Genomic DNA, 13,327 nt, shown 5'->3' on the forward strand with positions numbered 1-13,327 from the left:
GTCTAGAGCATTTAGTTATGGGGACACCTGGTAAGGGTTCTTTTTTCGGCCATCCGGCAGGACTACAAACGCTGTTTATCACAGAAATGTGGGAGCGCATGAGTTATTACGGTATGCGTATGCTACTGGTCTTATTTATGACCGCCACCTTACAAGAAGGTGGTTTAGGTTTAACCGTTGCTTCTGCTGCTGCTATCTATGGTTTATATACCGGTAGTGTTTATTTTATGGGCTTACCTGGCGGTTGGATAGCTGACCGATTAATTGGTGGTCAAAAAGCAGTTTGGTACGGCGCAATTATTATTATGATTGGCCATATTATCTTAGCTATTCCGAATGACACCACCTTTTTTATTGGTTTAATCGTCGTCATTTTAGGTACGGGTTTATTAAAACCGAATATTGGCGCTATGGTGGGTCAATTATACTCAGATGAAGATGTTCGTCGTGACAGTGGCTATGCCATTTATTATATGGGCATCAATTTAGGTTCAGTTATTGGCTATGCAGTTTGTGGCTACTTAATGGAAAATGTCGGTTGGCATTGGGCGTTTGGCGCCGCGGCTATAGGTATGGCATTAGGTTTAATTCAATACAAAATGACTACCCCTAAGCTTAACGGTATAGGAGAAAAGCCTGTATACCCGTTATCAGTTAAAGCACAAAAAACAAGCTGGACAGTGATTGGCGTCGTTCTAGCAGTTATTGCTCTGGTAACTTTTGCTGTATTTCAGGGCATATTAACCATTAAACCTGTCACCGTTGCCCAGTATGTTGCCGTAGCATTTTCTTTAATATTTGTTATTTATTATGCGGTTATTTATTTTGGTAGCTCAATTACACCCAATGAGAAGAAAAAGCTTTGGGCGTTATTACTTATTTGTATTGCCTCAGCTTGTTTTTGGTCTGGCTTTGAACAAGCGGGTTCTTCACTCAACTTATTTGCGCGTGATTATACTGACCGTATAGTGGGATCATTTGAAATACCTACGGGTTGGTTCCAAATGACCAACTCGTTCTTTATCGTTTTACTCTCACCTTTTTTTGCCGCTCTATGGATTAACTTAGGTAAAAGAATGGTCAGCCCTTCTTACGGTATAAAGTGTGCTTTTGGTTTAATCATTATGGCCAGTGGTTTTATCGTGATGTTTTTTGCTGCGCAGTATGCGGCATCAGGAATGAAAGTAGCGCCTTATTGGTTAGTCGCCACTTACTTCTTGCACACCGTTGGTGAGCTTTGCTTGAGCCCTGTTGCATTAAGTGCCGTAAGTAAATTATCCCCTAAGCGTTTCGCTGGACAAATGATGGGTGTTTTTGTATTAACCTATTCAATTGGTAATATTATTTCTGGTTTGTTAGCGGGTAACTATGATCCAAATAACGTTGCACAAATTCCTTCACTTTATCTCCAAGTGAGCTTATTCAGTATTGGTATTGGTATCATTATTTTACTGGTTGGTTTCAAATCTAGATTTTGGGAAAACTTACCTGATGATTCAGAAGCATCTGCAACTAACGCAAATGGTTCAACGGCAACGACTAACGCTTAATTAACTGTTAGTCATCGTTAAAGTGATTTTGAAAAGCCAACATCTATTGTTGGCTTTTTTATAGCTAATTTTTACTGTAACTTACTTGTTGTCGTTAGACTTATTTTATAAGGGGTTAAATATCATGAAAACAAGAGATGTGCTTCGCCAAAAAATTCGCTATCAACGCAGTTTATTAAGCGCTGACCAGCAAGCAGAACAATCACTTTTATTATCGAAAAAACTCATTAAAGAAAAAGTAGTTAAAGGCGTTAAACACATCGCTATTTATTTAGCCAATGATGGCGAGTTAAATACTCAGCCTTTTATTGATTGGTGCTGGCAAAATAACATCGCTGTTTATTTACCCGTAATACACCCCTTTAGTCAAGGGAATTTACTTTTTTTACACTATACTGAAACGTCTGCTCTTATCAAAAATAAATATGGTATTTTAGAACCTAAACTTGATGTGCGACATATAATAACTGTTGCGAACTTGGATATAATTTTTACGCCATTAGTCGCCTTCGACCGATACGGCAATAGACTGGGCATGGGCGGAGGGTTTTATGACAGAACGCTTGCTACTTGGTATGCACAATATAAGCAAAACCAACAGACTAAACCGTTACCTATTGGCTTAGCGCATGACTGTCAAAAAGTTGATAACATTCCCAGTGAAACATGGGATATTCCCCTACTTAAAATTATCACCCCTACAATCAGCTATCACTTCGACATTTAATCATCTGCTGATATACTTCTCCCTAATTTCTCCTCGCTAATTAGGATTCACATGACACAAGATGAAATGAAGAAGGCAGCAGCCCTTAAAGCACTTGAATTTATTAAAAACGATACCATTGTTGGCGTTGGCACGGGGTCTACTGTTAATCACTTTATTGACGCCCTAGCAACAATCAAAGACGACATTGAAGGTGCAGTTTCTAGCTCTAAAGTGTCGACTCAGAAGTTGAAAGCTCATGGTATCGAAGTGTTTGAATTGAATGATGTGGGTAGCATAGATGTTTATGTTGATGGCGCCGATGAAATTACTGAATATCTGTCGATGATAAAAGGTGGTGGTGCTGCACTAACTCGAGAGAAAATTGTCGCGGCCGTAGCAAAAACATTTGTCTGTATTGCCGATGAAAGTAAGCAAGTAAAAGTGCTAGGGAAATTTCCACTACCGGTAGAAGTTATTCCGATGGCACGAAGCTATGTGGCTCGTGAATTAGTTAAGTTAGGTGGCGATCCCGTTTACCGTCAGGGCGTAATTACCGATAACGGTTGTGTAATTCTCGATGTACATAACTTAGAGATACTTGATCCTAAGAAACTTGAAAACGATATTAATGCCATTGTAGGGGTTGTTACTAATGGTTTGTTTGCACTACGTGGCGCTGATGTTTTAATTTTAGGCACTAAAGATGGCGCAAAACTCATAAAATAAATCTTTAGAGTTTATACACTATATGCTAATTTAGAAATCTAGCCATCTAAATGCTTTATAGATGGTTAAGGCAATGACCACTATAGTCCTACATGAGATATTAGACCAATGAGCAATAATTCATTAGCAAAAGAAAAAATTAAAATTTTATTACTTGAAGGCGTTCACCCTAGCGCTATTGAAGAGTTAAAAATGAAAGGCTACAGCAATATTGAATGTATAAGTACATCGCTTGCTGAAGAAGATTTAATCAAAAAAATTGCTAATGTCCACTTTATTGGTATTCGCTCACGCACTCAGTTAACCGATCATGTTTTAAGCCATGCCAAGAAACTCGCCGCTATTGGTTGTTTCTGTATTGGTACGAACCAAGTTGACATTAAAGCGGCTCAAAAGCGCGGTATTCCGGTATTTAATGCCCCGTTTTCAAATACCCGCTCGGTTGCCGAACTAGTATTAGGTGAAACTTTATTATTATTACGTGGTATTCCTGAAAAAAGTGCTAAAGCACATCGTGGTGTCTGGCATAAATCTGCGGCAGGCTCTGTAGAAGCTCGCGGAAAAACGTTGGGTATTATAGGTTACGGACATATTGGTACACAGTTAGGTATTTTAGCTGAAACCTTGGGTATGCGTGTTCGCTTTTATGATATCGAAACTAAACTTACCTTAGGTAATGCGAGCCAAGCACCGAGTTTAAAAGCTTTATTACAAGAAGCTGATGTAGTTAGTTTACACGTACCTGAAACGGTTCAAACACAAAACATGATGGCAGCAAAAGAATTTGCAATCATGAAAGACGGTGTTATTTTTATCAATGCTTCTCGTGGCACCGTCGTTGATATTGATGCTCTAGCACAAGCGCTTAAAAGTAAAAAAGTCGCGGGCGCAGCAATCGATGTTTTCCCTGTTGAACCCAAAGGTAATGATGAAGAGTTTATTTCACCCTTACGCGAATTTGACAATGTTATTTTAACACCGCACATTGGTGGTAGTACTAAAGAAGCTCAGTCAAATATTGGCTTAGAAGTAGCGAGTAAACTGGCTAAGTATTCTGACAACGGTTCAACACTTTCAGCGGTTAACTTCCCAGAAGTTTCTTTGCCAGAGCATACGGGTACGAGTCGTTTATTACATATTCATCGTAACCAACCGGGTGTCTTAACCCAGATTAACCAAGCCTTTGCAAAACACAATATTAATATTGCTGCTCAGTACTTGCAAACAGATGATAAAATTGGTTATGTGGTTATTGATATTGAAGCGCAAGATAGTGTGCTTGCATTACGTGAATTAAAGCAGATTGACGGCACAATTCGCGCACGTATTCTTCATTAGTATGCAGAGAATATAATATAAAAACAGCAACGAGACTTAATGAGTCTCGTTTTTTTATTTCCATATTAACGATCCGTCATTTGACCGCATAACAGAACCTATTACAGCCCCAATAATACCCAAAGGAACGAACTTGTTGTCATACTGAATTCAAAAACCTCAGATCTTTTGTAATTATCCATTCTCGTCATAGTGAGTTTATTTCAGTATGATTCCCGTCATGCTGAATTTATTTCAGTATCATTCTCGTTGTTAAGAAAGAGATCCTGAAACAAGTTCAGGATGACGGAATTGGACTTCATACTCACGGTATTTGGGTACATGCTGAATTTATTTCAGTATCATTCCTGTCATACTGAATTTATTTCAGTATCATTCCTGTCATGCTGAATTTATTTCAGTATCATTCCTGTCATGCTGAATTTATTTCAGTATCTGCTCTTTGAGTTTTTAAAGACGAGATCCTGAAACAAGTTCAGGATGACGGAATTGGGCTTCATACTGACGGCGTTTGGCTTCATACTGACGGCGTTTTAGTTCATTCTGATGGAGCTTGGGTTCATACTAATGGAGTTGATTTATGCTCATTGACAATATCTCTTTAGCTCAATTTAATGAAACGACGACACCTTCTGGATTAGCTAGTAGTAAACTCACTTTTTTTAACATTTGAACATTATTACCTATAAAATGTTTTACTGCTTTTGTCATCACTAATTTAACTTCTACCCCCCCCTCAGGGGTTAACGGACTATGAAGTTCTATTTTCTTTCCATCGTGTTCATAAGACATTTTAATTGGCTGCTCTAATATACGAATAAGGGTGCCAATAGGAATATTGTTATATAACCATTCAATATCATTGTCATACAGGCGAATACAGCCAGAACTTGCACGCATACCAATGCCAAAACGTTTATTGGTACCGTGAAGTAAATACTCACTGGTGCCAATACGTAGTGCATATTTACCGAACGGGTTATTGGGCCCTGCCGGAACTTCTTTGACCATTTCTTTACCATGCTCTGCAAAGTAACGAGCGCGCATTTCTTGTGTTGGTCGCCAAGTAGGGTCTTTACGTTTTTCACCAATAGTACTGGTTAAATGGGGTGTTTCGAGCCCTTCTCGGCCAATACCAACAGGAAATACATAGACTAATTTTTCTCCCTTAGGGTAATAATACAACCGCATTTCAGCAAGATTGATCACAATACCTTCACGTTTACCAAAGGGTAGAAGCATTTGTTTTGGAATGACGATGTCACTGCCTGGTTCAAGTAAAAAAGGATCTACATTAGGGTTAGCGGCGAGTAATGCGAAAAAGCCAACATTATAGTTTTCAGCTAACGCTTGAAAGTAATCGCCCTTTATTGCTTTGTGAATCACTTGCTCTCCGATCAACCGGGAATCAGAAGAAGGTAGATTATAAACACTCCCCCAACTTACAAAGGTTATGAAACTACTTAACAACATCCCGAAATTAACAACCCACTTCATGAAATTATCACCCTACTTATTATCTTCAACAACATGTTATGAAAATCTATACAACACTTACGATATTACAATAAAACGATTACGATTCATCTAACCAATAAGATTTCATCGTTAGTGCTATTTTTCTGGAGCTGTCTAACGCTATCAACAACCCTTCAACTTTACTTCCTTGCCATGAGACGAGTTTTTTGGGTTTCTCATCTAACGTTTGTAGCTGCTGGTGAATAATCCACAAGGTTTGTAATTCACTGATCCCTTGTTGAATATCCAACCAAGGCGTTCGATATTCCTTACGTTCATCTTCATCGAACAATAAACCAAACCAAGTTCCCGTTAATAAACTGCGATTCAATAACTTTGCTTGCGACAAGTATTCTTCTCTAGAGAGTGACTCTTTGTTTATGCTATTGGCAAATAAGACTGACATACTTTTCGTTAAGCTTTGCTTTGCAAAAGGTAATAACGCGTCATTAAGTTCAGATGGCTCAGTTAAAAGCATTGCCAGCAAATTAGCTTGCAGCGTATTAAAACGCATACCATGAAGTAGCTCAATGACATCATCACTGGTAGGAAGACGGCGTTTCTCCATTCTTAATTGTTCTACTAGTTGCTCACTGTAATTTAGCTTACGTCGATAGTTACCCGTTTTATTCGTGAGTTCTTGTAAATTAACGGCGTTATCAACCCACGAAAGTAAATGAACAAAATAACTTAACTCATCACGAATTTTTACTGAACCCTCAGGAAGATAGTCAGCAAAAAGCCAAAAACCATGACGAATTAACGCTAAGGTTTCAGTGACTTTTTCTAACTCTACTAAACTTGGCGCTGTTATATAATGTTCAATATGGTCATGTAAATGCGTCAAACAATGATTAATGCCTGTAGAAAATGCATTTAAAATAGATAAGCTACGGTCAATGGGCAAAGCATCAGTGATGGGCTTTTCATAGTTTGGCTTAGTATTTTTCCATAACCGATACCCCCGCGCTGCCTTGCTTTGGCTACTGGGTCTTACTGATACGACTGAAAATAGAAGTTTTGCAAGAAAAAGTAGATCTGATGTTGTGCCATTCACTAGCTCTAATTCAAGCTCACAAATTTTTTCACTTCTGCCATCACTACTAATATCACCTTGATCAAAGGCCACTTCTATCACCGAACCTGATAATAAAGTGACTAACCAAATAATTCGGGTAAAGTCTGTTGAAAAAAGCGGTATCAACGATTCTTGCAGTTGTGCTACTTTTTGATTAGGCGACCAAATATTGGCAGGGAATAAAGCCAGTTCAGGGAAATTATGACTGATGTCAATATTATACTCGGGTCGTTGATGCAAGCCTGCAATCACCACACCCGCAGTTTTTATGGTTTGCTCTAATTGGCCATCACAGCCTCTAATTCTAAGTCCCATATCATGATGGCGAAAATCTAAATTAGCTGTATCGTAGTAACAATTTGATAATTGCTTTGTTACGCACTTAAATGAAAGCTGTTGCTCGCTAAATAGCTCGGTAATCTTTTTTGGGGTATTATCACTCGTTACAAAATACTTGAGCTCAATTTCGGTAACCATATTCTTCCAATCAGTTTTTCGACATGTCAACATTCAGAGTTTACAACAGCAACATATGAAAACAAGTAGCGAACATTGCTTTGATCCAAAAATATCGATAATAAAACCTTTTTTACCAAAAAAACCTTAATGTTCGTAAACTTAACTTGCTATCAATCCTCCAAAGCCCTAGTATTTTGCTATTAATAATTCTCTAAACGTTAATGGTAGTTTCATGAAAATAATAAAAGCTTTATTGGTTGGCTTAGCCCTTAGTTTATCTTTCTCACTTCTTGCAGAAGACGCCGCCTCTAATCTTGACTCTGGATATATTTCAGACGACTTATTTATTTATATGCATTCAGGCGCTGGTAATAATTATCGCATTTTAGGCAGTATAAATTCAGGTACAGAAGTAAAGGTAACGGGCCAGTATGAAAATGATTACACAGAAATTGTTGATGATAAAAACCGCAATGTCTGGGTTGAAAGTAAATACATATCATTAAAGCCAGGTTTACGCTTTGTTATTGCCGAGCTTAACGAAAGACTCGCAAATACGACGAGTAATACAGACAGCATGTCTGAAGAACTTGCTCAAGCTAAAGATACCATTGAAAACCTTAGCAGTGAAAAAGCTCAGCTTAACAACGAAATAAGTCAATTAAATAAAACCTTGATGGTTACGCGTTCAAAATTAAAAGATCAAGATACTAATATCAAAAAAGAATGGTTTTTTAATGGTGCTATTGTATTAGTTATTGGCCTACTTTTAGGCTTAATTCTGCCAAGACTTGCCGCTCGCCGCAAAGGCTCTATGGATAATTGGAAGTAACGCTCTACTCCACTTTCCACTCAAAAAGCCATTTTATCATCGATTATATTTTCTGATGTTAAAGTGGCTTTTTTGTACGAAAAATTCAGTGCCGCGTTTTATCACTTTATCTATGACTTAAGGTAGTGACACCGATTTAGAGGGCGGGGATTACCATTGCCAATAGTTTAGTTTTTTACGCATTTTAAATTGTCTAAAAAAATCTATTGGTTTTTTATCTAACGGTAATGTACCAGATAATACTTCATCAACGGCATTTAAGACTCTAACTGAAGAGCTACCGTCATTGTATGGATGAGTCATTTTAATGAAATGTTTAATATGCTCCATTAATTGAGTCGGTTTTTGTAATGCTGTTTCAATGGTTTGCTCTAATAATTCAACATTGTCTATATCTAACAAATAATTTTCAGGCGCTATATTATTATAGGTCACCACAGGTTTACCTAATAATAAAAACATAATTAACACCGACGATGTATCACAAACCATAACATCCGCTTTTTGTAATAGTGGAATCACATTATCGTCTTCAACAAAAGATAAATGATCATTTTGAATTGATTTATATTGATTAACAGTTTCGATTGGCATTTTAGGATGGAACTGTACGAGCCAATTCCATTTACCTGTCTGACTGAGCCTTTTTACTGTGTCAAATAAGTGAGGAGCACAAGAAAGTTTTTTTGAGAAAGTTGAGCATAAAAGAATCGTCGGCTTATTTACTTTCTGACTTTCATCTTTTAAATATAAACGGTCTAGCGCACACCACCCAGTTTCAATGACTTTAAAATGTTTATGTTGCTTAGATAAAGCTAAAAAAGCCTCTGTGGTGCTTGGACCTTGAGTACAATAAAGATCAAAGCAATTTCTAATTTTAAAATGATCATTATTGCCTTTTTTATCAACTTTACCCGCATCAAAACCATGAAAGATAGCAACATTAATACCTGGTAAAAAAGTAGCAGCTATGTTTGCAGGATAAAAAATAGCCACTGGGTTATAGCTTTTTATTTCATCAATGGATGTTAATCGATATTCATCAACGCTTAGTAGGTCAGCGTTAACTTCTTTTCCCTCTATAAACCAAGCGACTTGATCGCCTCTCGCTAAAATAGCACTTTGCAAAGGTCGTAAAATAGCGTAAGCGTAATTTTGAGAAATATAAAACAAATAACGTTTTGCAGACATGAAACCTTCAACTTACCTAATAAAATAAAGACCTGTTAATTATCACCATTTTACCTATATATAACAGTGATGAAAACACGTATAATTTGATTTTTTGCGTTATTATACAATTTCCTTTATCAAATAAGATGAAACTGTAAAACTATTTAATGGATTTTTCCTAAAATGTTATTCTCTAAAACCATTTTTGCTGCGCTAACATTAGCACTAGGCATATCTTTAAGCACATATTCTCTAGCAGAGCCTTGGATAGACACTTCTGACATTTACTTAAAAGCTAACATTCAGTTACTAGCTGATACTGGCCATATTATTACCCCTGTAACAACTTACCCATTAATGTGGCACGATATTATTCGCGACATTAAAAGCATTAATCCAAAAAACTTAAACTCCAGTCAACAAAGTGCTTATTATTATATTATGCACCAATTTAAGCTAGCCAAAAAAAATCAAACACGTGTTAAAGCAAAGGTTGGATTCGAAAATAAACGATTCACCACTTTTGGAGACTATGTAAGCGATAAGAATAGTATCAGCATTCACTCAAGCTCTATGTTCGAAAATTTCGCAGCTAAGTTTGCACCAAGTTATACTTATCACCCTATTGATGGTGATAAAAAACGTTTAGATGGAAGCTATATTGCGGCATTTGTAGGTAATTGGGTAGTTTCATTAGGTCGACAAGAACGCTGGTATGGTCCAACGTGGGATACTAGCTTAAGTTTAACCAATAATGCCCGTCCAATTACTGCACTCGCTATTTCACGTAAATCAGCAGAACCCTTTATTATTCCATTTACTGAATTTGATATTCCATGGACAGTTACTAGTTTTATGGGAAAAATGGATGACGACCGCGTAGTCAAAAATACTTTACTGTGGGGATTCAGATTAAACCTAAAACCTTTTAAAAATTTAGAGCTAGGTATTACTCGATTAGCGCAATGGGGAGGAGATGGCCGCTCTCACAACCTTTCAATTTTTGGGGATATTCTTCTTGGCAAATCTAACTGTGGTATTGATGGTGTAGTTTGTGATGAAAACACACCAAATCCAGCAAATCAACAAGCCGGTTACGATTTCCGCTACAGTTTCAAGTTGTTGACTATTCCTGTGAGTTTTTACGGACAAAAGTTTGCCGAAGACGGTAGTGAAGGTACACTAAAATATTTTACCAAAGCACAACCCCAAGTCGGCTTTGACGCCCATCTGGCTCTTTTTGGTAAACCAAGTACCGTTTTTATTGAGGTGGCTGACAGTTTAGCTGATTGTGGAGAAAGAGATAATATTGGAGATTGCTATTATGAACACTCTAGTTATGCAACAGGCATGCGTTATAATGGTCGTTCGATTGGTAGCACTTATGAAAACGATTCAAAAACTTACGTGTTTGGTACTATTTCTCAGCTAGGTATAGATACTAGACTCACAGCCAAAATACGTTATTTAGATTTAAATTATGATAATCAGGACAAAGCTCCTGATAATCCTATTATCGGAAATACGGTAACCAGTATTGCAGAACAAGTGTGGATGATATCAAGCAGCATCCAACATGATTATAAAAACTGGCGTTTGACGCTAGCTACAGATATAAGCCATTCTACTTTTGATGATGATATAAGTAATGAAACAGACTTTAATGCCTCTTTTATGGTTGAATATAATCTGTAGTATGATGCGAGATAATAATTTTAATAAGGTAGGTTTATAATATGAGTTCTGTTGTTTACGTATCTGGTACTTTCGATTTATTCCATCGCAACCACTTAAAAATGATTGAATATGGAGCAGGTTTAGGCGGTACATTAATTGTAGGTGTGAGTACTGATGAATTAGTATGCAGCTATAAAAACCCTCCAGCAATACCTTTTGATGAACGTTTAGCAATCGTCAGTGCATTGAAATACCCTGATGTTGTTATTCCACAACGGTCATTAGAGCATACAGAAAGAGTAAAAGATCTTAATATTGATATATTCGTTATTGGTGATGATTGGAAAGGAAAATATGACTACCTTAGAGAACTTGGTGTTAAAGTTTTTTACTTCCCTTACGGCTCAGGTGTCAGTAGCTCAAATTTAAAAGTCCAAATAGCTGAACAATATAAAGAATTAATTACCAATTCTGATAAACATCCTAATCCAGATGTGAAAGTATAATGAAGTCTATTTTAATTACCGGTGGTGCGGGTGACTGGGCACAAAGCTTTTATCAGCAATTCAAAAATGAATATAATATTTCTACGCCAAGTAGAAGTGAAATGGATATAAGTAACGAATTAAGCATCAATAATTATTTCCAAAAAAACTCATTTGACATTGTTATAAATAATGCTGGCACAATCCATCCGAAGAGAATTTTAGAAAGCGATACTCATCTTTGGATTAATGATATACAAGTCAATTTAATTGGCACTTATCTCACCGCTAAAGCAGCATTAACCAAAAACTCTGACACTGTGATCATTAATATTTCATCAACCGCTGCATTTAATGCTTACCCTGATTGGTCATCTTATTGTGCTTCAAAAGCAGGTGTTGTCACCCTTTCTAAATGTTTAGCAAAAGATGGCTTTAATTCATATTGTTTGTGCCCGGGAGCAATAATGACAAAATTCAGAGATAAATTTGATTTACCAAACGACAATGTTTTAGCATGCGAAGATCTTTCAAAGCATGTGATTGATATAATGAATGAAAAATACACATCAGGTGATATTTTGTTTGTGCGTAAAGGTGAATTTATCTTAAATCCCAGCTAGATTATTAGTTTATGTCTATGAAAAAAAATAAGTACTTATTCTATATTTCACAAAATTACTCCTTTGAAATCTTGCGGCCTTTGCAGCAAGAAATTATAAAGCAAGGGAGTATAGTCGCTTGGTTTGTAGCTGGTGACGAGGTTGAATTAAATAACTTTCATGCCGAAGAAGTTGTCCTTAACACTGTTGATGATGTTATAAAATTTGACCCTGTTGCCTCTTTTATTCCAGGAAATGTGATACCAAGGTTTATTCCAGGAATTAAAGTACAAGTATTCCATGGTTTAGAATGGAAGAAAAAAGGCCATTTCGTTATTAGAGATTGTTTTGATCTTTATTGCACTCATGGTATAGCTACAACAGTTCGATTTCAGGAGTTAGCAAAAAAACACCAGTTTTTTGATGTAAAGGAAACGGGTTGGCCTAAATTAGATAATTTATTCAATACCCCTAAAGAACAATATTTCAACGACAAAAAGCCAACGATCCTTTTTGCTCCTACTTTTTCACCTTCTTTAACGTCTGCACCTTATTTGTTTGAGCAGATCACGGCTTTAGTGAATGAGAACAAATATAATTGGCTTGTAAAGTTTCATCCTAAAATGGATAAAAAATGGATTACGCTTTATTCACAATTTACATCAGACAACTTAAAAATAATAGAGTCTGCAAATATAAATAGCTTACTGCAGTCTGCTGATATCATGGTATCAGACACTTCATCTGTTATTGGTGAGTTTGCTCTATTAGGCAAACCCGTAATATCGTTAAATAATAGTCAACCCGGCAACTATTTAATTAACATTACTGAAGCAGAAGAATTGCCAAAGGCACTGCAAATTGCATTATCTCCTCCTAAAGTACTTTTAACGGCTATAAATAAATATGCAGCAGAGTTACACCCTTATTGTGATGGTAAGTCATCATTACGCATATTAGAGGCTGTTGAAGATATACAGTCAAACGGTAAGCAATCACAAAAACCATTACCACTAAATATTATAAGAAATTTAAAACAGCGAAAAAAGCTAAATTACTGGAAATTGTAAACGCCTTATATTAATTATGGTATTACTAAAATAATTTTTATTTTTTTAATTAAGCGACAAGATATTTACAAAGATATGATATCTTACATAGACAATAGATTTATCAAATA

At 36.5% G+C, this 13,327-nt stretch carries 12 protein-coding genes; 9 read left to right on the forward strand and 3 right to left on the reverse strand.

The window, feature by feature from the left end:
• Window positions 1-17 precede the first annotated feature (17 nt).
• From H4J52_RS10525 to serA, 4 genes are all read left to right on the forward strand, one after another.
• Window positions 18-1,550, forward strand: a complete 1,533-nt coding sequence (locus H4J52_RS10525; RefSeq protein WP_259367857.1) for a peptide MFS transporter — start codon at window positions 18-20, stop codon at window positions 1,548-1,550.
• Between the two features lie 124 nt (window positions 1,551-1,674).
• Window positions 1,675-2,277, forward strand: coding sequence for a 5-formyltetrahydrofolate cyclo-ligase (locus H4J52_RS10530; protein WP_182224670.1), 603 nt, complete (start codon window positions 1,675-1,677; stop codon window positions 2,275-2,277).
• Window positions 2,278-2,328: 51 nt separating this feature from the next.
• Window positions 2,329-2,985, forward strand: coding sequence for a ribose-5-phosphate isomerase RpiA (gene rpiA / locus H4J52_RS10535; protein ID WP_182224672.1), 657 nt, complete (start codon window positions 2,329-2,331; stop codon window positions 2,983-2,985).
• Window positions 2,986-3,093: 108 nt separating this feature from the next.
• Window positions 3,094-4,323, forward strand: coding sequence for a phosphoglycerate dehydrogenase (gene serA / locus H4J52_RS10540; protein ID WP_182176911.1), 1,230 nt, complete (start codon window positions 3,094-3,096; stop codon window positions 4,321-4,323).
• A gap of 606 nt (window positions 4,324-4,929) precedes the next feature.
• Here the strand turns inward: serA and H4J52_RS10545 are convergent.
• Together H4J52_RS10545 and H4J52_RS10550 are read right to left on the reverse strand one after the other, a co-directional pair.
• A complete protein-coding gene (locus tag H4J52_RS10545) occupies window positions 4,930-5,820 on the reverse strand; it encodes a L,D-transpeptidase family protein (protein ID WP_182224674.1) in 891 nt (296 codons plus the stop codon).
• Between the two features lie 79 nt (window positions 5,821-5,899).
• Complete coding sequence (locus H4J52_RS10550; protein WP_182176913.1) at window positions 5,900-7,396, reverse strand: CYTH domain-containing protein; 1,497 nt, start codon at window positions 7,394-7,396, stop codon at window positions 5,900-5,902.
• Window positions 7,397-7,610: 214 nt separating this feature from the next.
• Between H4J52_RS10550 and H4J52_RS10555 the strand changes: the two genes are divergently transcribed.
• Window positions 7,611-8,210: a TIGR04211 family SH3 domain-containing protein gene (locus tag H4J52_RS10555; protein WP_182176914.1), complete on the forward strand. Its 600-nt coding sequence runs from the start codon at window positions 7,611-7,613 to the stop codon at window positions 8,208-8,210.
• Window positions 8,211-8,360: 150 nt separating this feature from the next.
• Here the strand turns inward: H4J52_RS10555 and H4J52_RS10560 are convergent, their stop codons facing one another.
• Complete coding sequence (locus H4J52_RS10560) at window positions 8,361-9,401, reverse strand: CDP-glycerol glycerophosphotransferase family protein (RefSeq protein WP_182176915.1); 1,041 nt, start codon at window positions 9,399-9,401, stop codon at window positions 8,361-8,363.
• A 165-nt stretch (window positions 9,402-9,566) separates the two neighbouring features.
• On the opposite strand from H4J52_RS10560, the gene H4J52_RS10565 reads away from it, so the two are divergent.
• The 4 genes from H4J52_RS10565 to H4J52_RS10580 are packed head-to-tail and all read left to right on the forward strand — an operon-like array spanning window position 9,567 to window position 13,217.
• Entirely contained in the window at window positions 9,567-11,078 is a 1,512-nt protein-coding gene (locus tag H4J52_RS10565; protein ID WP_182223649.1) for a capsule assembly Wzi family protein, read from the forward strand.
• A 41-nt stretch (window positions 11,079-11,119) separates the two neighbouring features.
• The gene (locus H4J52_RS10570) at window positions 11,120-11,566 is read left to right on the forward strand and encodes an adenylyltransferase/cytidyltransferase family protein (protein WP_182176917.1); all 447 of its coding nucleotides are present in this window, start codon (window positions 11,120-11,122) and stop codon (window positions 11,564-11,566) included.
• Window positions 11,566-12,168 (forward strand): SDR family oxidoreductase, encoded by a 603-nt coding sequence (locus H4J52_RS10575; RefSeq protein ID WP_182176918.1) that lies wholly within the window; start codon window positions 11,566-11,568, stop codon window positions 12,166-12,168. The genes H4J52_RS10570 and H4J52_RS10575 overlap by 1 nt, the downstream gene beginning before the upstream one ends.
• Before the next feature lie 17 nt (window positions 12,169-12,185).
• A complete protein-coding gene (locus H4J52_RS10580; protein WP_182176919.1) occupies window positions 12,186-13,217 on the forward strand; it encodes a CDP-glycerol glycerophosphotransferase family protein in 1,032 nt (343 codons plus the stop codon).
• The last annotated feature ends 110 nt before the right edge of the window (window positions 13,218-13,327 follow it).

This window comes from Colwellia sp. MB02u-14 (assembly GCF_014076915.1).
GTDB lineage: Bacteria > Pseudomonadota > Gammaproteobacteria > Enterobacterales > Alteromonadaceae > Colwellia_A.